Below are 21,118 nucleotides of genomic sequence, written 5' to 3'. Positions count from 1 at the left end.
GAGTCCCATGATGGTAGCGACCGAATACCCCTAGGACGGTTTGAGCCAACCTGCAACGGAGGTATCCAGTGCCAATGCCTATGGCGCCGGTCCGATGAGGGGGCTATTGTTACGTGGCCAATGACCCTGCCCAGCGAAAAGAGGCGAAAATGGACGTCGCCGGATTGTCCGATGAGCGCGGTACTCGCTCGATCGCTGGGCACGTGTCGAACGGCGTTCGCGACCGGCGCGGGCGCCGGCCCCGCAGCAGTGCGGTACGCCCCGGCCCGGTCAACGTCCGCCAACCGGTGGCCAGGCCGGAGTCCCCGACCGCGGCGGCCGCGACGGCCGACCGCCGCCAGGCCGACTACTTCCGCCGGGTGCTCGTGCAGAACCGTCGCCACATAGAGCACCGGCTCGCGGAGTACCAGAAGGCGATCGCGACCGCTGATGCCACCGGCGATGCCGAAGGCGCCGCCAGCGTTCGCCGCATGGCGCGCCTCGAGGAGCAGGAACGCCAAACCCTTGACGGGCTGATCGAGAAGCTGCAGCGTCGATTTCCGCCCCCGAATCGAGCCGCCACCCGTTAGGGGCCGGCGCCGCCCCGCCTCATTCAAGGCTCAATCACGCTGCGCGTCAGCGATTTTCGCCTGACCCATACCGTTGCCTCACAGGCTACGGATAGATTGTATTCGCACAACTGGTTTCATCTGCGACAGGAATGAGGCCGCCCATGGGATTCATGTCACCGGAACTTCCGGACGTCGACCCCGACACATGGTTGGCACGGCCACGGGCAGCGCGACTGCAGATCGTGACCCGGCACTGGGCCGAACATGGTTTCGGGACCCCGTATGCGGTCTATCTGCTGTACCTGTTCAAGATCGCCTTGTACGTCGCGATCCCGGCGGCGATCATCACGCTGACCCCCGGCCTGGGCGGGTTGGGCCGCATCGGCGAGTGGTGGACGCAGCCGATCGTGTACCAGAAGTTCATCGTCTTCACGCTGCTGTTCGAGGTGCTGGGCCTCGGCTGCGGGTCCGGCCCGCTGACCGGGCGGTTCATGCCGCCGGTCGGGGGATTCTTATATTGGTTGCGGCCCAACACGATTCGGTTGCCCGCGTGGCCGGGCAAGGTGCCGTTCACCCGCGGGGATGCCCGCACCGTCGTCGACGTCGCCCTCTATGCGGTCGTGCTGGCCGGCGGGGTGTGGGCGCTGCTGGCGCCCGGCCCGCTGATCGACCCCGTCCGGGTGCTGCCCACGATCGTGGCGCTGGCCGTGCTGGGTCTGCGCGACAAGACCATCTTCCTCGCGGCCCGCGGCGAACACTATTGGCTGAAACTGTTCGTGTTCTTCTTCCCGTTCACCGACCAGATCGCGGCCTACAAGCTCATCATGCTGTGCCTGTGGTGGGGGGCGGCGACCTCCAAGCTCAACCACCACTTTCCGTACGTCGTGTCGGTGATGACGAGCAACAACGCGCTGCTGCGGCCCAAGCTGTTCAGCCCGTTCAAGCACGCGCTGTACCTCGATCACGTCAACGACCTGCGACCCTCCTGGTTACCGAAGGTGATGGCCCACGTCGGTGGCACCACCGCGGAATTCGTCGTCCCGACCGTTCTGGTGTTCGTCGCCGGCGATGCGCCATGGCGATGGTTCCTGATCGCGTTCATGGTGATCTTCCACCTCAACATCATTTCCAACCTCCCGATGGGGGTCCCGTTGGAGTGGAACGTGTTCTTCATCTTCTCGCTGTTCTATCTGTTCGGGCATTACGGCGCGATCCGCGCCACCGACCTTCGGTCACCCTTACTGCTCGCCCTCATCCTCGCCGCCGTGGCCGTGGTGATCGCGGGAAACATGTTCCCCGAAAAGATTTCGTTTCTGCCCGCGATGCGCTACTACGCGGGCAACTGGGCCACAAGCATCTGGTGCTTCCGCGCCGGCGCCGAAGGCAAGATCGAAGCCGACATCGTGAAAAGCTCTGCGCTCGTGGTGAATCAGCTGGCCAAGCTGTACGGCGCCGGGACCGCCGAGGTGATGTCGGACAAGGTGGCGGCGTTCCGGGCGATGCACACGCACGGCCGGGCGCTCAACGGCCTGTTGCCCCGCGCCTTGGGGGGAGAGGCCAACGAGGCCGAATACAGCATCCGCGAGGGCGAAGTCGTCGCCGGGCCGTTGGTCGGCTGGAACTTCGGCGAGGGCCACCTGCACAACGAGCAGCTGCTCGAGGCGGTGCAACGGCGCTGCCAGTTCGAGGAGGGCGACGTCCGCGTCATCGTGCTCGAGGGCCAACCGATCCACATCCAAAAGCAGTGGTACCGCATCCTCGACGCCAAGGCCGGGGTGATCGAGGCTGGTTACGTCGACGTCGCGGACATGCTGAGCCGCCAGCCGTGGCCCGAGCCCGGCGACGAGTTCCCGGTCCACGTCACGACGCGCGCCGTAGCCGAAACGTGACTCAGGCTTGACCGAATCGCTAACGCGCCCTTGCACTTCCGCTGTTCGCGACGCCCGTACCATGGCTATTACAACCATGTCAGTTAAACAGGGACTGGAGCCATGCGAGCGGTCGTTCGGTGTGTTCTTGCGGTGAGCGCTGTCGCTGCGAGTGTGGCCACCGGGCCGACCGACATCCGCTTGGCCGCGGCCACCCGGTCGGATGGATCCGCCGTCGCGTCGGTGTCACCCGCGCGCGGCGAGGTGGTCGGGGTGGCGCACGCCGTGGTGGTGACGTTCAGCACTCCCGTAACCAACCGGCGCGCGGCCGAGCGCGCCGTCCGGGTCACATCGGCCCCTCCGATGACCGGGAAGTTCGAATGGCTCGACAACGAGGTCGTGCAGTGGGTTCCCGACCACTACTGGCCGGCGCACAGCACGGTCGCGCTCTCGGTGGGCGGACGGCCCACGGAATTCGCCACCGGCCCCGCCGTCGTCGGGACCGCCAACATCGCCGACCACACCTTCACGGTGACCGTTGACGGCGTCGAGTCGGGGCCGCTGCCGGCGCCGCACCACCGTCCCCACTGGGGTGAGGCAGGCGTGCTGCCGGCCTCGATGGGCAGGCCCGAGTACCCGACTCCGGTCGGCTCCTACACCGTCCTGTCCAAGGACCGCACGGTGGTCATGGACTCGAGCAGCGTCGGCATTCCCGTCGACGACCCCGACGGATATCGGATCCCGGTGGACTACGCCGTGCGCATCACCGGCCACGGCCTCTTCGTCCATTCGGCCCCGTGGGCCGTCAACGCGATGGGCCTGGAGAATGTCAGCCACGGCTGCATCAGCCTGAGCCCCGAGGACGCCGAGTGGTACTACAACACCGTCCACGTCGGCGACCCGGTGATCGTGGAGGACACGCCACGGCGCCAGCCACCGGCACGGCCGCAGCCGCCGCTGCTGTGGGAGGCCCCACCCAGCTGACAGATGACAAAGAAACCCGCCGGGCTCGGCCCGGCGGGTTCTTTCGTAACTGGGAAGGGGATCCGGGTCAGCGCGCGGGCCCGGGCGCGGTCGGCTGGCCGGGCGCGGGGCCGCCGGCGGGCGCCGGACCGGTCGGCGCGCCCTTGCCGGTCCCGGACATGTCGATGATCGGAGCGGCCGGCGCCGCGACATCCAGCGGACCACCGGCGAGCGCAATCAGCGGAGCGCCGACGGGCACCACCGGGATCGGGGCACCCACCGGGACCGGCGCACCCACCGGGATCGGTGCACCCACCGGGATCGGGGCACCCACGGGGACCGGAGCGCCCACCGGCACCGGGGCGCCGACGGGCACGGGGGCACCGACCGGGACCGGCGCACCGACCGGGACCGGCGCACCAGCCGGCACCGGCGGCCCGAGAGCGATCAGCGGGGCGCCGGCCGGGACCACCGGAACCGGCCCGGGCGCCACGACCGGTACGCCGGACATGTCGGTGAGCGGGGCGCTGGAGGTGCATACGGTGGCGGCCGGTGCCGGCCCGCCGGGTGCCGGCGCGCCGCCTCCCGGCCCGGCCACCGGTGTGCCGCCCGCTTCGGGTGCGCCAGCCAGCGGCGCGCCCGCGGCCAGTGGTCCGGCGGCGCCCACCGGCCCGCCGGCTGCCGGAGCGCCGACCTCGCCGGACTGACCCTGGATGCACGCGTAGCCGCCCGTCTTCAGCGGGGTGGCTGCCGCATCGGGGCTCAACGCTATGGCGGCCCCACACAGCCCAGCGATGGCACCAACTGTGATGTTGAACCGATCAAAGCCCGTCATCAACGTCGACTCCTTTTAGCGTTCGCTATCAAATGCGGCAGCAGAACCGCATAGCTGTCCCGCAGCCGTGTCGAATGTATGACCCCCCGGTGCTATTGCACACGCGACGATTCCGGGGCTTATCGAACCGATACGAACCAGACATGCTCCGGTTACCGCGGCTGTTCGCCGTGACCGGCAAGCGGTGGTGCGCGTCACTGATCTAGGCTGACGGCGAGCGCGTAATCAGCGGACTCGCCGAAGACATCAGAAGACAGGGAGAGATCAAGTGACGGTCCGAGTGGGTATCAACGGCTTCGGCCGAATCGGACGCAATTTCTACCGGGCGTTGCTGGCCCAGCAGGAGCAGGGGACGGCCGATGTCGAGGTGGTGGCCGTCAATGACATCACCGATAACGCCACATTGGCGCATTTACTCAAATTCGACTCGATTTTGGGTCGGTTGCCCGATGACGTGAGCCTGGAGGGCGAGGACACCATCGTGGTGGGCACCCGGCGGATCAAGGCGCTCGAGGTGCGCGAGGGTCCCGCGGCGATGCCGTGGAGCGATCTGGGCGTCGACGTGGTGGTGGAATCCACCGGGCTGTTCACCAACGCGGCCAAGGCCAAGGGCCATCTGGACGCCGGGGCCAAGAAGGTGATCATCTCCGCGCCGGCCACCGATCCCGACATCACCATCGTATTGGGCGTGAACGACGACAAGTACGACGGCAGCCAGAACATCATCTCCAACGCCTCGTGCACGACGAACTGCCTGGCGCCGGTGACCAAGGTCTTGCAGGACGAGTTCGGCATCGTCAAGGGCTTGATGACGACCATCCACGCCTACACCCAGGATCAGAACCTGCAGGACGGCCCGCACAAGGACCTGCGTCGGGCGCGGGCGGCGGCGCTGAACATCGTGCCGACCTCGACCGGGGCGGCCAAGGCGATCGGGCTGGTGATGCCCGAGCTGAAGGGCAAGCTGGACGGGTATGCGCTGCGGGTGCCGATCCCGACCGGCTCGGTGACCGACCTGACCGTGGAGCTGGCCAAGGCCGCCAGCGCCGAGGACATCAACGCCGCGTTCAAGGCCGCCGCGGAGGGCCGCCTCAAGGGCATCCTGAAGTACTACGGCGCCCCGATCGTGTCGTCCGACATCGTCACCGACCCGCACAGCTCGATCTTTGACTCCGGGCTGACCAAGGTCATCGACAACCAGGCCAAGGTGGTGTCCTGGTACGACAACGAATGGGGCTACTCCAACCGCCTCATCGACCTCGTCGCACTGGTCGGCAAGTCGCTGTAAACCGTGAGCATCCCCACTCTCGAAGACCTTCTGGCCGAGGGGGTTTCGGGCCGCGGCGTGCTGGTGCGCTCCGACCTGAACGTCCCCCTGGATGACGGGACCATCACCGACGCCGGCCGCATCACCGCGTCGGTGCCGACGCTGCAGGCGCTGCTCGAGGCCGGCGCCAAGGTCATCGTCACCGCGCATCTGGGTCGTCCCAAGAACGGCGCCGACCCGAAGCTGTCGCTGGCGCCGGTCGCCGCCGCGCTCGGTGACCAGCTCGGGCGGCACGTGCAGCTGGCCGGCGATGTCGTCGGGACCGACGCGCTGGCCCGCGCCGAGGGCCTCACCGACGGCGATATCCTGCTGCTGGAGAACATTCGCTTCGACCCGCGCGAAACCAGCAAGGACGACGGCGAGCGCCTGGCGCTGGGCCGGCAGCTGGTCGAATTGGTCGGGCCGGAGGGCGCTTTCGTCTCCGACGGCTTCGGCGTGGTGCACCGCAAGCAGGCCTCCGTCTATGACGTCGCGACCCTGCTGCCGCACTACGCGGGCACGCTGGTGGCCGAGGAGATCCGGGTCCTCGAGCAGCTGACCAGCTCGACCAAGCGGCCCTACGCGGTGGTGCTAGGCGGGTCGAAGGTGTCCGACAAGCTCGGCGTGATCGAGTCGCTGGCGACGAAGGCCGACAGCATCGTGATCGGTGGGGGCATGTGCTTCACCTTCCTTGCCGCGCATGGCCTTTCGGTCGGCACGTCGCTACTCGAGCCCGATATGGTCGACACCTGTCGCCGGCTGGGTGAGACCTACGCCGACGTGCTGCACCTTCCGGTGGACATCGTGGTGGCCGAGAAGTTCGCCGCCGATTCACCGGCGGAAACCGTTGCGGCGGACCGCATTCCGTCGGACAAGATGGGCCTGGACATCGGGCCGGAGTCGGTCCGGCGGTTCACCACGCTGCTGTCCAACGCCGAGACCATCTTCTGGAACGGCCCGATGGGGGTGTTCGAATTCCCGGCATTCGCCGCCGGAACCAAGGGCGTGGCCGAGGCCATCGCCGCGGCGACCGGCAAGGGCGCCTTCAGCGTGGTGGGCGGCGGCGACTCGGCGGCCGCGGTGCGCGCGCTCGGCATCCCGGAGGGTGACTTCTCGCACATCTCGACCGGCGGGGGAGCGTCGCTGGAATACCTGGAGGGCAAGACGCTGCCGGGCATCGAGGTGCTTGCCAGCCCCCAGCCAAGCCAAGGAGACTCGTGAGCCGCAAGCCACTGATCGCCGGCAACTGGAAGATGAACCTCAATCACTTCGAGGCGATCGCGCTGGTGCAAAAGATCGCGTTCGCGCTGCCGGACAAGTACTACGACAAGGTCGACGTAACTGTGCTCCCGCCGTTCACCGACCTGCGCAGCGTGCAGACCCTGGTCGACGGCGACAAGCTGCGGCTGACCTACGGCGCCCAGGACCTGTCCCCGCACGACTCGGGCGCCTACACCGGCGATATCAGCGGCGCCTTCCTGGCCAAGCTGGGCTGCCAGTTCGTCGTCGTCGGCCACTCCGAGCGGCGCACCTACCACCACGAGGACGACGCGCTGGTGGCCGCCAAGGCCGCCGCCGCGCTCAAGCACGAGCTCACCCCGATCGTGTGTATCGGCGAGCACCTGGAGACCCGGGAGGCGGGTGAGCACGTCAGTTACTGCGAAAACCAGCTGCGCGGCTCGCTGGCCGGGCTGTCGGCCGAGCAGATCGCCAACGTGGTGATCGCCTACGAGCCGGTCTGGGCGATCGGCACCGGCCGGGTGGCCAGCTCCGCCGACGCCCAGGAGGTTTGTGCGGCGATCCGCAAAGAGTTGGCGTCCCTCGCCTCGGCAAAGGTCGCCGAAACCGTGCGGGTGCTCTATGGCGGCTCGATGAACGCGAAGAACGTCGGCGAACTCGTCGCACAGGACGACGTCGACGGTGGGCTGGTCGGCGGCGCGTCGCTGGACGGCGAGCAGTTCGCGACCCTCGCGGCGATCGCCGCCGGCGGGCCCCTGCCGTGACGTCGCCGGGGCACCGGTAGGCTTTCTGGCATGCAATTGGCCCTGCAGATCACCCTGGTGGTCACGAGCATCCTGGTGGTGCTGCTGGTGCTGCTGCACCGCGCCAAGGGTGGCGGCCTGTCGACGCTGTTCGGCGGCGGCGTGCAGTCGAGCCTGTCCGGATCGACGGTCGTGGAGAAGAACCTCGACCGGCTGACGGTGTTCATCGTCGGCATCTGGCTGGTGTGCATCATCGGCATGGCCCTGCTGATCAAGTACCGCTGACCGCTCCATCCGCACCGTCGTCCCGCCGAGCGTGAAATTTACGACGCGACACGCCGATAGTGCGTCGTGAATTGCACACTCGGCCGCGATTGACGCCTACACCGCTGACCGCTCGACGGGCGGGCCGGGCGATCCGCCTCGATACTGGGACGCATGGCTGAGGCTTCCGACATCGCGCTGGAACCGATCGGCGCCGTCCAACGCACCCGGGTCGGCCGCGAGGCAACCGAGCCGATGCGCGCCGACATCAGGCTGCTGGGCACCATCCTCGGCGACACCGTGCGCGAGCAGAACGGCGACGAGGTGTTCGAGCTCGTGGAACGCGCGCGGGTGGAGTCCTTCCGGGTGCGGCGCTCCGAGATCGACCGGGCCGACATGGCGCGGATGTTCGACGGCATCGACATCCACCAGGCCATCCCGATCATCCGGGCGTTCAGCCACTTCGCGCTGCTGGCCAACGTCGCCGAAGACATCCACCGGGAACGCCGACGCGACGTCCACGTCGCCGCCGGCGAGCCACCGCAGGACAGCAGCCTGGCCGCGACGTACGCGAAACTCGATCGGGCAGAGCTCGATTCGGCGACGGTAGCCGACGCGCTGCGGGGCGCCCTGGTGTCCCCGGTGATCACCGCCCATCCCACCGAGACCCGCCGGCGCACCGTGTTCGTCACCCAGCACCGCATCACCGAATTGATGCGGCTGCGCGCCGCCGGGCACACCGAGACCGACGACGGTCGCAACATCGAGCTCGAGTTGCGCCGCCAGGTCCTTACGCTGTGGCAGACCGCGCTGATCCGGCTGTCCCGGCTGCAGATCACCGACGAGATCGACGTGGGCCTGCGGTATTACCCGGCCGCGCTGTTCAAGGTGATCCCGCAGGTCAACGCCGAGATCCGGGAGGCGCTGCGCGCGCGCTGGCCCGATGCCGACCTGCTTTCGTCACCCATCCTGCAGCCCGGATCCTGGATCGGCGGCGACCGCGACGGCAACCCGAACGTCACCGCCGACGTCGTGCGGCAGGCCACCGGCAGCGCCGCGTTCACCGCGCTGGCGCACTACCTGGCCGAGCTGACCGAGCTCGAACAGGAGCTGTCGATGTCGGCGCGGCTGATCACGGTCACCCCCGAGTTGACCGCCCTGGCCGAGGGCGGCAACGAGAGCGCCCGCGCCGACGAACCGTACCGGCGCGCGCTGCGGGTGGTCCGGGCCCGCCTCACCGCGACGGGCACCGAGATCCTGGACCGCCGCCCGCAGCACGAGCTCGACCTGGGCCTGCGGCCGTACTCCGCTCCGGCGGAACTGCGGGCCGACCTGGACATCATCGACGCGTCGCTGCGCACGCACGGCGCCGAGCTGCTGGCCGACGATCGGCTGGCCCGGCTGCGAGAAAGCGTGCATGTCTTCGGTTTTCATCTATCCGGTCTGGACATGCGGCAGAACTCCGACGTGCACGAGGAGGTGGTCGCCGAGCTGCTGGCCTGGGCCGGGGTGCATCCGGACTACGCCTCGCTGGCCGAAGACGAGCGGGTCGCGTTGCTGGCGGGGGAGCTGGCCACCCGCCGGCCGCTGGTCGGCGACCGCGCGCAACTGTCCGACCTGGCCCGCCGCGAGCTGGGTGTCGTCGCGGCCGCCGCCCGCGCCGTCGAACTCTACGGACCGGCGGCGGTGCCCAATTACATCATCTCGATGTGCCAGTCGGTGTCCGACGTCCTGGAGGCCGCGATCCTGTTGAAGGAGGCCGGGCTACTGGACGCGTCCGGCCCGGAACCCTATTGCCCCTTGGGCATTTCGCCGCTGTTCGAGACGATCGACGATCTGCACAATGGCGCGTCGATCCTGCAGGCGATGCTGGACCTGCCCATCTACCGGGCGTTGGTGGACGCCCGCGGCGGATGCCAGGAGGTGATGCTGGGCTACTCCGACTCCAACAAGGACGGCGGATACCTGGCCGCGAACTGGGCCGTCTACCGCGCCGAGCTCGCCCTCGTCGAGGTGGCCCGCAAGACCGGAATCCGGTTGCGGCTCTTCCACGGTCGCGGCGGCACCGTCGGCCGCGGTGGCGGCCCCAGCTACCAGGCGATCCTGGCGCAGCCGCCCGGCGCGGTGAACGGCTCGCTGCGCCTCACCGAGCAGGGCGAGGTGATCGCCGCCAAATACGCCGAACCGCAACTGGCCCGGCGCAACCTGGAGAGCTTGGTGGCGGCCACCGTGGAGTCGACGCTGCTCGACGTGGAGGGCCTCGGCGACGCCGCGGAACCGGCCTACGCGGTGCTCGACGAGGTGGCCGCGCTGGCGCACCGCGCCTACGCCGAATTGGTGCACGAGACACCGGGATTCGTCGAGTACTTCAAGGCGTCCACGCCCGTCAGCGAGATCGGGTCGCTGAACATCGGCAGCCGGCCGACCTCGCGCAAGCCCACCGAATCCATCTCCGACCTGCGCGCCATCCCGTGGGTGCTGGCCTGGAGCCAGTCGCGGGTGATGCTCCCCGGCTGGTACGGCACCGGCGCGGCCTTCGAGCAGTGGATCGCGGCGGGCCCCGAGAGCGAAACCGAGCGGGTGGCGATCCTGCACGAGCTGTACGAGCGGTGGCCATTCTTCCGCAGCGTGCTGTCCAACATGGCGCAGGTGCTGTCCAAGAGCGACCTGGGCCTGGCGGCCCACTACGCCGAGCTGGTGGCCGACGAATCGTTGCGGCACAGGGTGTTCGACAAGATCGCCGACGAGCACCGGCGCACCATCGCCATGCACAAGCTCATAACCGGTCAGGACGACCTGCTCGCCGACAACCCGGCGCTGGCCCGTTCGGTGTTCAACCGCTTCCCGTATCTGGAGCCGCTCAACCACCTGCAGGTCGAGCTGCTCCGCCGCTACCGCTCCGGCGACGACGACGAATTGGTGCAGCGCGGCATCCTGCTGACGATGAACGGACTGGCGAGCGCGTTACGTAACAGCGGCTGACGGGCATCCCCGTGCCATGGAACCGGCGCAAGCGGCCCAGAACGGCGTGTTCGAACGGATCGCCCGCGCCGGGTATGTGGTGAACGGGCTGCTGCACCTGATCGTCGGCTACCTCGCCTTCCGTGTCGCTTTCGGCGACGGTGGTACCGCCGATCAGACCGGCGCGCTGGCGGCGTTGGCGGGCAAACCGGGCGGCCCCGTCGTGCTCTGGGTCGCCGCGGCCGCCCTGCTGGCGATGGGCCTGTGGCGGCTCGTCGAGACGGCGCTCGGCCGGTCGTACGACCGGAAGAAGGACATGTCGTCGAGCGGGTGGGATCGGGCGAAGGCTTTTGGCCTGGCGGCGGTCTACTTGGCGTTCGCCTACTCGGCCTTCGGGTTCGCCCGAGGCTCCGGACGCCCTGCCGACCAACAGAATTCGACCATCAGCGCTCGCCTGATGCAGACCACCGTCGGCACGGTCGCGCTGATCGCGTGCGGCGCGATCATTGTCGTCATCGGCGGCTATCACGTGTACAAGGGCGCCAGCCGCAACTTCGTCGGCGACCTCAGAGGCAAGTCGGGCGCTCTGGTGCGACGGCTCGGAATGGCGGGCTACATCGGAAAGGGCGTGATCATCGCCGCCACGGGTGGGCTGGTAATTGTCGCCGCGTGCCGCTCGGAGCCGAAGAAGGCCACCGGACTCGACGGGGCGCTCAAAACCCTAGGGGCCCAGCCGTACGGGCCGGCGCTGTTGGTCGCGGCCGGGGCGGGGATCATCACATACGGCCTGTACAGCTTCGTGATGGCCCGATCGACCAAAATGTAGGGCTAGCGATTGCGCAGCCGGTCCAGGACGCCGCGCACGGCATGCTCGGTGGTGCCGCTGTGCACCCGAGCCATTTCAGCACGCGCTTCAGGTTTTCGACGAGATCGACCTGGAGAAGTAGTCGACCGGACACGGCCCGTCGGCGCGCGCGACGCCCCCGATCTGGGCCGGGACGGGTGAGGGGTGCGTGCTCCAGCGCGGCGTCATCTCGTACTCGCGGAGCAGGCGCGTGGTGGCCGCGGTCATCGCGGCCAGCGAAAACGGCTGGGCCGGACACGAATGCCGCCCGTGCCCGAACGCGGTCACCAGCATCGGCGACGGCAGGGCGTCCTGGTCGACCAGGCGGTGGCGGTTCCATCGATCGGGATCCCACTCGCCGAGCCCCGGCGCCGCCGACGTGTTGAGCAGGGGCAGCAGCGTGGCGATCGTCCAGCCCGGCGGCACCTCGTAGGTGACGTCGCCGGTGTCGAAGCGGACCGGGGACAGCACGGCGCGGGTCATGATCGAGCGCTGCGCCAGGCGCGTCGATTCCAGCGCGCACCGCTGGGCAAAGTCGGTGTCGCCGGAGCGGACCCGCGCCAGCTCGGCCGGGTGCTCGAGCAGGTCCACCATCGCCCAGCCGAGCGCGGCCGCCAGGTTCGACATGGACGCGATGTGGATGAGCGCGACGTCGAGCGCGATGCCGCGCAGCCGGGCCTCCGGCGCCTCGGCGGCCCACTCGGCCACGATCCTGCCGAACAGGCCGTGGTCGCCCCTGAGCGCGTCGTCGCCGGCGTCGTACGTGCGCACCGCGGCGGCGACGATGCCGGCGACCTCGTCCAGCGCGTCCCGCTCGGCGCGTTTGTCCGTCGCCGCCACCGCCGCCATCCGGTCGGGGTGCACGAACGCCTCGGAGCCGTCGAGCGTGTCAAGGGCGCCCACCAGGCGCTCGAAGGCCCGGCCGTCGGCCGACCCGGGTCCCGCCCACGAGGCCAGCCCCATGCGGTGGCCCAGCCGGCGCGCGAGATCGAAGACGTCGACCCGGCCGGCCGGTCCCAGCTCGGCGGCGGTCCGCTCGAGCGCCCGCTCCAGGTTGGCGAGGTAGGATGCCACGTCGTCGCGCCGAAACAGGTTGCTGGGCAAGGTCTTACGCCCGATGAAGATGTCGTCGGGAAGTTTGCGCCGCAGCATCAGGTAATCGGCGACCCCCTTGCTGGCCGTGTCCTCGGTGAGCGCGTAGAACGACTCGACGCCGACGGGGGAGAACGTGAACAGGTAGCGGTCCGGTCCGCTGTGCACGGCGAACGTGTCGCCGTGTCGTGCCCGGGCCCCGCCGATGGTTGCGACGGCGTCGACGACGGACACGTCCCAGGGCAGCCCCGTTCCCTCCGCGTACGGCGGAGTGGGCACCGGGCCGGCGCCGGGCACCTGCTAGTGCACGGTCCGGTTGCGCAGCCGGTCCAGCACGCCGCGCACCGCATGCTCCGTGACCGACAGCGGGGACAGCATCGTCTCGCCCACCTTCACCATGTCGTCGATCCGCGCGACGATGGCCTCCACCGGCTCGACCAGCACGATCAGCCGCTTGGCCAGGTCGTCGAGGCTCGCGAGGGTGCCGTCGAGGTGATCCAGCCCGGCCTCCATCCGTTCGACCGTGGCGTTGAGGTTGGTGAGCGAGCTGTTCAACTCCCTCATCGTGGTGCTCAGGCCGTCGAGCACGTCCTCGACCTGTTCGACGGTCTTGTCGGCGTTCAGCGCCGCCTGGGTGAGGGTTTTGATCCGGTTCCGCTCGGGCCCCCCGCGCGCGGTTCTGTCAGCCATGACGGTCATTATGCGCCGAGCGTCACGCCAGCGTGGCTACCGTCACCGAGCGTCACGCCAGCGTGACGCCCTGACGAGGCCGTCAGCCGGGAAGCTTGGACGCGGCCTCCTGGTCGAGCAGCCAGAGCGTGGTCTCGAGGCCGACGGCCCCGGCGGCCGGCACCGACGCCGGCGGGGCGCCACCGATTGCGGCGGCCGCCGCCTCGGCCTTGCCCGCCCCGGACACCATCAGCCACACCTCGCGGGAGCGCCGGATGGCGGGCAGCGTCAACGTGATTCGCTGCGGCGGCGGTTTGGGGGAGTCCTCGACGCCGACCACCATGCGGCTGGTCTCGTGCACGGCCGGGGTGTCCGGGAAGAGGGAGTTGATGTGGCCCTCCGGGCCCATTCCCAGCAGGTGGACGTCGAAGTTCGGCACCGGCTGGCCGGCTTTGGCGTTGGCGGCCAGCAGCTGCTCGTAGGCCAGCGCCGCGGCCGCGAGATCCGCGCCGAATTCGCCGTCGCTGGCCGGCATCGTGTGCACCTGGCTCGACGGGATGTCGACGTGATCGAGCAGGGCCTCCCGCGCCTGCTTGTCGTTGCGCTCGTCGTCGTCCTCGGGCACGTAGCGCTCGTCGCCCCAGAACAGGTGCACCTTGGACCAGTCGACCTGGTCGCGACGGGTGGCGAGGTAGCGCAGCAGGCCGATGCCGTTGCCGCCGCCGGTCAGCACGATCAGCGCCCGGCCCCGCGCCGCCGCGGCGTCCTGGATGGTCTTGACCAGCCGTTCGCCCGCGGCCTCGACGAGGGCGTCGCCGTCCTTGAAAACTTCGACGGTCGGGCTCATACGTACTGCACCTTCTTGATCCCCTCCAGCGCTGTTCGGTAGACCTCGTCGGCGTCCAGCCGGCGCAGGTCCTCGGCCAGGCATTCACCGGTTTCCCTGCGCGCCAACGGAACCAGGGCGTCCGGGCGCGCCGTGCGGCTCAGGGTGGCGGTCCTGCCCTCCTGGGGCCGGCTGAGTGTGATGGTCTCGCTCGGGCGGGTCAGCTCGACTTTGAGCTCACCGACCGCCCGGCGCACCGGACCGTCGATGCGGCTGGCCAGCCAGCCCGCCAGGATGTCGAGCGCGGGCTCGGTCTTGAGGCCGGAAACCACCGCCGACTCGATCGGTTCGTGCGGCGGCTGGTCCACGGCGGAGGTCAGCAGCGCCCGCCAGTAGGTGATGCGCGCCCAGCACAGGTCGGTGTCGCCGGCGCTGTACCCGGGCAGGCGGCTCTTGATCGCCGACAACGGGTCGACGCCGTTGGTTGCGTCGGTGATGCGCCGAATTGCCAACTTGCCCAACGGGTCCTGCGCCGGCTTCTCCGGGGCGATGTCGGGCCACCACGCCACGACCGGGATGTCGGGCAGCAGGAACGGGACGACCACGCTGGCAGCGTGGCCCGACAGCGGCCCGGACAGGTTGAGAATCACCACTTCGCTGGCGCCGGTGTCGCCGCCGGAGCGGAGCTGGGCGTCCAGGCGCGGTGCGTCGGCGTACGGGTCGCCCCGCATCGTGACGATGATGCGGCTCGGATGCTCGTGGCTGGCGTCGTTGGCCGCCTTGAGCGATTCCTCGAGCACTTCCTCGCTGTCGGGCGCGACGAGCAGCGTCAGCACCCGCCCCATCGTGACGGCGCCGGCCTTTTCGCGCAGCTCGCTCAGTTTCTTGTTGACCGCGGTGGTGGTCGTGTCGGGCAGGTCGACAATCATTGGCGCCGCTCCGCCTCGTCCGTTTGGTCGCTACGCGCCCTATCGTCGCCGGCGCGGATCACGGCCGCCGCCATTCCCTGCCCGTGCGGCGCAGCATCTCGAACGCCGATTCCGGGCCCCAGGTGCCGGCCTCGTAGGGGTCGGGCTTGCCGTGCGAAGCCCAGTTCTCGAGGACGGGATCGAGGATCTCCCAGGCCAATTCGACTTCCTCGTTGACCGGGAACAGGGATGGCTCGCCGAGCAGCACGTCGAGGATGAGCTGCTCGTAGGCCTCCGGTGATTCCTCGGCGAACGCCGATCCGTAGGAGAAGTCCATGTTGACGTCGCGGACCTCCATGGCGGTGCCCGGCACCTTGGAGCCGAACCGCAGGGTGGTGCCCTCGTCGGGCTGCACCCGGATGACCATCGCGTTGGCGCCGAGCTCGTCGGTCATGGTGGCGTCGAACGGCAGGTGCGGTGCGCGCTTGAAGACCAGGGCGATCTCGGTCACCCTGCGGCCCAGGCGTTTACCGGTTCGCAGGTAGAACGGCACGCCGGCCCAACGGCGGGTGTCGACCTCGAGCGTGATCGCGGCGAACGTCTCGGTGGTGGAGTCCTTGGAGAACCCCTCCTCGTCGAGCAGCCCGACGACCTTCTCGCCGCCCTGCCAGCCGCCGGTGTACTGGCCGCGGCTGGTGGTCTCGTCGAGCGGTTCGGCGAGCTGCGTCGCCGAGAGCACCTTGATCTTCTCGGTTTGCAGCGCAGCCGGATTGAAGCTCACCGGCTCCTCCATCGCGGTCAGCGCCAGCAGCTGCATGAGGTGGTTCTGGATGACGTCGCGGGCGGCGCCGATGCCGTCGTAGTAGCCGGCCCGGCCACCCAGGCCGATGTCCTCGGCCATGGTGATCTGCACGTGATCGACGTAGTGGGCGTTCCAGATCGGGTCGAACAACTGGTTAGCGAACCGCAGCGCCAGGATGTTGCGGACCGTCTCCTTGCCCAGATAGTGGTCAATGCGGAACACCGCCTCCTCCGGGAAGACGGCGTTGACGGTTTTGTTCAGCTCGCGGGCGCTTTCCAGATCGTGGCCGAACGGCTTTTCGATGACGACCCGGCTCCACCGGTCGCCCTGCGGGCGGGCCAGGCCGGACTTGTGCAGCTGCTCGCACACCACCGGGAAGGCATTCGGTGGGATGGCCAGGTAGAAGGCGTGGTTGCCCCCGGTGCCGCGCTCGGCGTCGAGCTTCTCCAGCGTCTCGGCGAGCCGGGCGAAGGCCTCGTCGTCATCGAAAGCGCCTGGCACGAAACGGAATCCCTCGGCCAGCCGCTCCCAGTTCTCCTCCCGGAACGGCGTGCGGCAGTGCTCCTTGACGGCCTGGTAGACCACCTTGCGGAAATCCTGCGTCTGCCAATCCCGGCGGGCGAAACCCACCAACGAGAAGGTGGGCGGCAGCAACCCGCGGTTGGCCAGGTCGTAGATGGCCGGCATCACCTTCTTGCGGGCCAGGTCACCGGTGACGCCGAAGATCACCATGCCGCACGGGCCGGCGATCCGGGGCAGTCGCTTGTCCTGCTTGTCCCGCAACGGGTTTCGCCACTGCGTGGCGTCGCGGGAGCCCGCCTTCGAGCCCGCCGGGCTCATTTGCCGAGGGAATCGAGTTGCTTCTGCGTCTCTTCCAACAGCTCGGTCCAGGACTCCACGAACTTTTCCACGCCCTCATTTTCCAGCACCACGAAGACGTCGGTCAGGTCGACGCCGACCGCGGCCAGCTTGTCGAACACCTCCTGAGCGGCTGATGCGGTGCCGCTGACGGTGTCGCCCTTGATCTCACCGTGATCGGCGACGGCGTCGATCGTCTTCTCCGGCATGGTGTTAACCGTGTTCGGCGCGACCAGCTCGGTGACGTAGAGGGTGTCGGAGTAGTCAGGGTTCTTGACGCCCGTCGACGCCCACAGCGGGCGCTGCACGCGGGCCCCGTCGGCCTTGAGCGACTCGTAGCGATCGCCGCCCTTGAAGACCTCTTCGTAGGCGGCGTACGCCAGCCGGGCGTTGGCGACGCCGGCCTTGCCGCGCAGCGCGAGCGCGTCCTCGGAGCCGATCTTTTCCAGCCGCTTGTCGACCTCGGTGTCCACGCGGGAGACGAAGAACGATGCCACCGAATGGATCTTGGACAGGTCGTGCCCGGCCTCGCGGGCCTTCTCCAGCCCGGCCAGGTAGGCGTCCATCACCTGGCGGTGCCGCTCGACGGAGAAGATCAGCGTGACGTTGACCGAAATCCCCTCCGCCAGAACGGAAGTGATGGCCGGAATGCCGGCCTTGGTCGCCGGGATCTTGATGAACAAGTTGGGCCGGTCGACGATCTTCCACAGCTCGACGGCCTGCGCGGTGGTCTTGTCGGTCTCGGCGGCCAGTCGCGGGTCGACCTCGATGGACACCCGGCCGTCGACACCGTCGGAGGCCTCCCACTGCGGCCGCAGCACGTCGCACGCGTTGCGGACGTCGTCGGTGGTGACCGTGCGAATGGTGGCGTCCACGTCGGCACCGCGCTCGGCCAACTCGGAGATCTGCTCGTCGTAGGTGTCGCTGTCGGCGAGCGCCTTCTGGAAGATCGAGGGGTTGGTGGTCACGCCGACAACGCTTTTCGTGTCGATCAGCTCCTGCAGGTTGCCCGACTGCAGCCGCTCGCGCGACAAGTCATCCAGCCAAACGGACACCCCGGCTGCGCTCAACGCCGCGAGGTTGGGGTTCTGACCGGCCATGTGAATCACCCTTTCTCAGTTATCGACTACCTGCTCCGCGGCCGCCGCGACGGCTTCGGCGGTAAAGCCGAACTCACGGAACAAAGTCTTGTAATCGGCGGATTCGCCGTAGTGCTCGATCGACACGATGCGACCGGTGTCGCCGACGAGCTTGTGCCAGGACTGCGCGACCCCCGCCTCGACGGCCACCCGTGCCGACACCGACGGGGGCAGCACGCTGTCGCGGTATTCCTCGGGCTGCGACTCGAACCACTCGACGCACGGCATGGACACCACCCGTGCCACGATGTCCCTGTCCGCCAGCAGGTTTCGCGCCTCGACGGCGAGCTGAACCTCGGAGCCCGTGGCGATCAGCACGACGTCCGGCTCGTCGCCGCCGTCATCGCCGAGGATGTAGCCGCCGCGCCCGACTCCCTCGAAGTTGGTGCCCTCCAGGACCGGCACGCCCTGGCGGGTCAGGATCAGCCCGACCGGGCCGCTGCCGTTGCCGCGGGCCAGGATCGTCCGCCAGGCGTACGCGGTCTCGTTGGCGTCGGCCGGGCGCACCACCGACAGGTGGGGGATGGCGCGCAGCGCGGCCAGGTGCTCGATCGGCTGGTGCGTCGGGCCGTCCTCGCCCAGCCCGATCGAATCGTGCGTCCACACGTAGATGGTGTCGATGTTCATCAGCGACGCCAGGCGCACGGCCGGGCGCATGTAGTCGGAGAACTGCAGGAACGTGCCGCCGTAGGCGCGGGTGGGGCCGTGCAGCACGATGCCGGACAGGATGGCGCCCATCGCGTGTTCGCGAACGCCGAAGTGCAGCGTGCGACCGTACCAGTCGGCGGTGTAGTCCTTCGTCGAAATCGACGGGGGCCCAAACGATTTGACGTTGTCCATGGTGGTGTTGTTGCTACCCGCCAGGTCGGCCGAACCGCCCCAAAGCTCGGGCAGTTTCGGCCCCACCGCGTTGAGCACCTTCCCGGACGCCGCGCGGGTGGCCAGCGGCTTGTCCTCCGGGGTCCAGGTCGGGATGTCGGCGTCCCAGCCGTCGGGCAGCTTCTCGGCGGTCAGCCGGTCCAGCAGCGCTTTGCGTTCGGGTTCGCGCTGCGCCCAGGCGTCGAATTCGGGTTGCCACTTTTCGTGTGCTTCCTTGCCCCGGTCCACCAACTTGCGGGTGTGGGCGAGCACCTCGTCGCGCACCTCGAAGTTCTTATCCGGGTCGAAGCCCAGGATCTTCTTGACGGCTGCGACCTCTTCGTCGCCGAGGGCGGCGCCGTGCGCCTTGCCGGTGTTCATCAGCTTGGGCGCGGGGTAGCCGATGATGGTGCGCAGCTCGATGAACGACGGCCGATCGGTGACGGCCTTGGCGTTGGCGATGGCCTCCTCGATGCCGACGACGTTCTCGCCGCCCTCCACCCGCTGCACGTGCCAGCCGTAGGCCTCGTAGCGCGCGGCGGTGTCCTCGCACAGCGCGATGTTGGTGTCGTCCTCGATGGAGATCTGGTTGTGGTCGTAGAACACGATCAGGTTGCCTAGCTGCTGCACGGCCGCCAGCGACGACGCCTCGGACGTCACGCCCTCCTCGATGTCCCCGTCGGAGGCGATCACGAAGATGAAATGGTCGAACGGGCTGGTGCCCGGCTCGGCGTCCGGGTCGAACAGGCCGCGCTCGTAGCGCGACGCCATCGCCATCCCGACCGAGGACGCCAGGCCCTGACCGAGCGGGCCGGTGGTGATCTCAACGCCCTTGGTGTGCCGGAACTCCGGGTGTCCGGGCGTCTTGGATCCCCACGTGCGCAACGACTCGATGTCCGACAGCTCCAGGCCGAACCCGCCGAGGTACAGCTGCAGGTACAGCGTGAGGCTGCTGTGCCCGGCCGACAGCACGAACCGGTCACGACCCAGCCAGTAGGTGTCGCTGGGGTCGTGGCGCATCGTGCGCTGAAACAGGGTGTAGGCCAGCGGGGCCAGGCTCATCGCCGTTCCGGGGTGGCCGTTGCCGACTTTTTGGACCGCGTCGGCGGCCAGCACCCGGATCGTGTCGACCGCGGCCGAATCGATCTCGGTCCAGTCGTCGGGGAGGTGCGGTTGGGTCAGCGTGGAGATCTCTTCGAGTGTCGTCACAGCCTCAGTCCTTGGGTCATCAAGCTGATATTGCCTACCCTAATGCGGGAGTGCCGGCTCCTGCAGTGCAGAGTTCTCTAGTACCCAACGCCGGCCGCTGTGAAAATACGCCCCGGTCGCCTGGGCTTTGCAATCTGTTCGGAATTCTCGGAAGAATCCCTTTCGGACCCTCCGGGCAGGCGGCCGCCGGCACGCGGTCTACCATCGTGCGTAGTAGATGCTGCGCGCTGCTGCGACCCCGAGGAGTTATTGCGTGAGCGTTCGCGGGCGCGTCGCGCCGAGTCGAGAGGCACCGGGCCGGGTACAAGGCACGGTCCTGGCGTACCTGGCGCTCACCAAGCCGCGGGTCATCGAGTTGCTGCTCGTCACCGCGATCCCGGCGATGCTGCTCGCCCACCGCGGCACCGTGAACCCGCTGCTGATCCTCAACACGCTCATCGGCGGGATGCTGGCCGCCGGCGGCGCCAACACGCTCAACTGCGTGGCCGACGCCGACATCGACAAGGTGATGAAGCGCACCGCGCGCAGGCCGTTGGCGCGCGCCGCGGTGCCGACGCGAAACGCCCTGGTCCTGGGGCTGGTGCTCAGCGTTGGCTCGTTCTTCTGGCTCTGGTGGACGACCAACCTGCTGTCCGGGCTGCTGGCCGTGGCCACCATCGCGTTCTACGTGTTCGTCTACACACTGTTGCTCAAGCGCCGCACCTCGCAAAACGTCGTGTGGGGCGGGGCGGCGGGCTGCATGCCGGTGATGATCGGCTGGTCCGCGGTCACCGGCACCATCTCCTGGCCGGCGTTGGTGATGTTCGCGATCATCTTCTTCTGGACGCCGCCGCACACCTGGGCCTTGGCGATGCGGTACAAGGACGACTACAAGGCGGCCGGCGTCCCGATGCTGCCGGCGGTGGCGACCGAGCGTCAGGTCACCAAGCAGATCCTGATCTACACCTGGCTGACCGTGCTCGCGACGCTGGCGCTGGCGCTGGCCACCGGCTGGCTCTACGCGGCGGTCGCCCTGTTGGCCGGGGTGTGGTTCCTGGCGATGGCGCATCAGCTGTACGCCGGCGTGCGCGCCGGCGAGCCGGTCAAGCCGCTGCGGCTGTTCCTGCAGTCGAACAACTACCTGGCGGTGGTGTTCTGCGCGCTGGCGGTCGACTCGGTGATCGCGCTGCCGACGCTGCTGTAG

The 21,118-nt window shown here is 68.7% G+C and carries 18 protein-coding genes; 10 read left to right on the top strand and 8 right to left on the bottom strand.

All coding sequences use genetic code 11. The annotated features are described in order from the left end of the window. Positions 1-149: 149 nt before the first annotated feature. From AWB92_RS14630 to AWB92_RS14620, 3 genes are all read left to right on the top strand, one after another. Complete coding sequence (locus AWB92_RS14630; protein WP_085186437.1) at positions 150-569, top strand: hypothetical protein; 420 nt, start codon at positions 150-152, stop codon at positions 567-569. 143 nt (positions 570-712) lie between these two features. After that, a complete protein-coding gene (locus AWB92_RS14625; RefSeq protein ID WP_085186439.1) occupies positions 713-2,440 on the top strand; it encodes a DUF3556 domain-containing protein in 1,728 nt (575 codons plus the stop codon). 102 nt (positions 2,441-2,542) lie between these two features. After that, positions 2,543-3,403, top strand: a complete 861-nt coding sequence (locus tag AWB92_RS14620; RefSeq protein ID WP_085186441.1) for a L,D-transpeptidase — start codon at positions 2,543-2,545, stop codon at positions 3,401-3,403. A 67-nt stretch (positions 3,404-3,470) separates the two neighbouring features. Here the strand turns inward: AWB92_RS14620 and AWB92_RS14615 are convergent, their stop codons facing one another. After that, positions 3,471-4,217, bottom strand: a complete 747-nt coding sequence (locus AWB92_RS14615) for a beta-xylosidase (RefSeq protein WP_085186443.1) — start codon at positions 4,215-4,217, stop codon at positions 3,471-3,473. A gap of 268 nt (positions 4,218-4,485) precedes the next feature. Here AWB92_RS14615 and gap point away from each other — a divergent pair, with 268 nt between their 5' ends. From gap to AWB92_RS14585, 6 genes are all read left to right on the top strand, one after another. Then, positions 4,486-5,505: a type I glyceraldehyde-3-phosphate dehydrogenase gene (gene gap, locus AWB92_RS14610; RefSeq protein ID WP_085186445.1), complete on the top strand. Its 1,020-nt coding sequence runs from the start codon at positions 4,486-4,488 to the stop codon at positions 5,503-5,505. A 3-nt stretch (positions 5,506-5,508) separates the two neighbouring features. Next, a complete protein-coding gene (locus tag AWB92_RS14605) occupies positions 5,509-6,744 on the top strand; it encodes a phosphoglycerate kinase (RefSeq protein ID WP_085186447.1) in 1,236 nt (411 codons plus the stop codon). Further along, the gene (gene tpiA / locus AWB92_RS14600; protein WP_085186449.1) at positions 6,741-7,526 is read left to right on the top strand and encodes a triose-phosphate isomerase; all 786 of its coding nucleotides are present in this window, start codon (positions 6,741-6,743) and stop codon (positions 7,524-7,526) included. Before AWB92_RS14605 ends, tpiA begins: the two co-directional genes overlap by 4 nt. A 30-nt stretch (positions 7,527-7,556) precedes the next feature. Beyond that, the gene (secG, locus tag AWB92_RS30180; protein WP_066929551.1) at positions 7,557-7,790 is read left to right on the top strand and encodes a preprotein translocase subunit SecG; all 234 of its coding nucleotides are present in this window, start codon (positions 7,557-7,559) and stop codon (positions 7,788-7,790) included. 153 nt (positions 7,791-7,943) lie between these two features. Then, positions 7,944-10,751, top strand: a complete 2,808-nt coding sequence (ppc, locus tag AWB92_RS14590) for a phosphoenolpyruvate carboxylase (RefSeq protein ID WP_085186451.1) — start codon at positions 7,944-7,946, stop codon at positions 10,749-10,751. A gap of 16 nt (positions 10,752-10,767) precedes the next feature. Beyond that, positions 10,768-11,556, top strand: a complete 789-nt coding sequence (locus AWB92_RS14585) for a DUF1206 domain-containing protein (protein ID WP_085186453.1) — start codon at positions 10,768-10,770, stop codon at positions 11,554-11,556. 87 nt (positions 11,557-11,643) lie between these two features. Here the strand turns inward: AWB92_RS14585 and AWB92_RS14580 are convergent, their stop codons facing one another. From AWB92_RS14580 to tkt, 7 genes are all read right to left on the bottom strand, one after another. After that, positions 11,644-12,945 carry a cytochrome P450 gene (locus AWB92_RS14580; protein ID WP_241523452.1) on the bottom strand — a complete coding sequence of 434 codons (1,302 nt, stop codon included), beginning with the start codon at positions 12,943-12,945 and terminating at the stop codon, positions 11,644-11,646. Between the two features lie 21 nt (positions 12,946-12,966). After that, complete coding sequence (locus AWB92_RS14575; RefSeq protein ID WP_085186457.1) at positions 12,967-13,365, bottom strand: ATPase; 399 nt, start codon at positions 13,363-13,365, stop codon at positions 12,967-12,969. 73 nt (positions 13,366-13,438) lie between these two features. Further along, positions 13,439-14,182: a 6-phosphogluconolactonase gene (pgl, locus tag AWB92_RS14570; RefSeq protein WP_085186459.1), complete on the bottom strand. Its 744-nt coding sequence runs from the start codon at positions 14,180-14,182 to the stop codon at positions 13,439-13,441. Beyond that, positions 14,179-15,090 carry a glucose-6-phosphate dehydrogenase assembly protein OpcA gene (opcA, locus tag AWB92_RS14565; protein WP_085186461.1) on the bottom strand — a complete coding sequence of 304 codons (912 nt, stop codon included), beginning with the start codon at positions 15,088-15,090 and terminating at the stop codon, positions 14,179-14,181. The genes pgl and opcA overlap by 4 nt, the downstream gene beginning before the upstream one ends. A 58-nt stretch (positions 15,091-15,148) precedes the next feature. Then, positions 15,149-16,711: a glucose-6-phosphate dehydrogenase gene (gene zwf, locus AWB92_RS14560; protein ID WP_085186463.1), complete on the bottom strand. Its 1,563-nt coding sequence runs from the start codon at positions 16,709-16,711 to the stop codon at positions 15,149-15,151. Further along, on the bottom strand, positions 16,708-17,829 hold the full coding sequence (gene tal / locus AWB92_RS14555; RefSeq protein ID WP_085186465.1) for a transaldolase: 1,122 nt from the start codon (positions 17,827-17,829) through the stop codon (positions 16,708-16,710). Before tal ends, zwf begins: the two co-directional genes overlap by 4 nt. 15 nt (positions 17,830-17,844) lie before the next feature. Next, the gene (gene tkt, locus AWB92_RS14550; protein WP_085186467.1) at positions 17,845-19,935 is read right to left on the bottom strand and encodes a transketolase; all 2,091 of its coding nucleotides are present in this window, start codon (positions 19,933-19,935) and stop codon (positions 17,845-17,847) included. 253 nt (positions 19,936-20,188) lie between these two features. On the opposite strand from tkt, the gene AWB92_RS14545 reads away from it, so the two are divergent. Further along, the gene (locus AWB92_RS14545; protein WP_068100659.1) at positions 20,189-21,118 is read left to right on the top strand and encodes a heme o synthase; all 930 of its coding nucleotides are present in this window, start codon (positions 20,189-20,191) and stop codon (positions 21,116-21,118) included.

It is taken from the genome of Mycobacterium sp. IEC1808, assembly GCF_002101935.1.
In the GTDB taxonomy this organism is placed as follows: Bacteria; Actinomycetota; Actinomycetes; order Mycobacteriales; family Mycobacteriaceae; genus Mycobacterium.
Note: the sequence above shows the minus strand (reverse complement) of the source record. Positions and strands in the feature narration are given on the sequence as shown.

Excerpts from the sequence above, each read along its gene's own strand:
- AWB92_RS14585 (WP_085186453.1), top strand. The coding sequence starts at position 10,768 with ATGGAACCGGCGCAAGCGGCCCAGAACGGCGTGTTCGAACGGATCGCC.
- secG (WP_066929551.1), top strand. The coding sequence starts at position 7,557 with ATGCAATTGGCCCTGCAGATCACCCTGGTGGTCACGAGCATCCTGGTG.
- opcA (WP_085186461.1), bottom strand. The coding sequence starts at position 15,090 with ATGATTGTCGACCTGCCCGACACGACCACCACCGCGGTCAACAAGAAA.
- zwf (WP_085186463.1), bottom strand. The coding sequence starts at position 16,711 with ATGAGCCCGGCGGGCTCGAAGGCGGGCTCCCGCGACGCCACGCAGTGG.
- tal (WP_085186465.1), bottom strand. The coding sequence starts at position 17,829 with ATGGCCGGTCAGAACCCCAACCTCGCGGCGTTGAGCGCAGCCGGGGTG.
- AWB92_RS14620 (WP_085186441.1), top strand. The coding sequence starts at position 2,543 with ATGCGAGCGGTCGTTCGGTGTGTTCTTGCGGTGAGCGCTGTCGCTGCG.
- pgl (WP_085186459.1), bottom strand. The coding sequence starts at position 14,182 with ATGAGCCCGACCGTCGAAGTTTTCAAGGACGGCGACGCCCTCGTCGAG.
- AWB92_RS14575 (WP_085186457.1), bottom strand. The coding sequence starts at position 13,365 with ATGACCGTCATGGCTGACAGAACCGCGCGCGGGGGGCCCGAGCGGAAC.
- AWB92_RS14625 (WP_085186439.1), top strand. The coding sequence starts at position 713 with ATGGGATTCATGTCACCGGAACTTCCGGACGTCGACCCCGACACATGG.
- AWB92_RS14615 (WP_085186443.1), bottom strand. The coding sequence starts at position 4,217 with ATGACGGGCTTTGATCGGTTCAACATCACAGTTGGTGCCATCGCTGGG.
- ppc (WP_085186451.1), top strand. The coding sequence starts at position 7,944 with ATGGCTGAGGCTTCCGACATCGCGCTGGAACCGATCGGCGCCGTCCAA.
- AWB92_RS14630 (WP_085186437.1), top strand. The coding sequence starts at position 150 with ATGGACGTCGCCGGATTGTCCGATGAGCGCGGTACTCGCTCGATCGCT.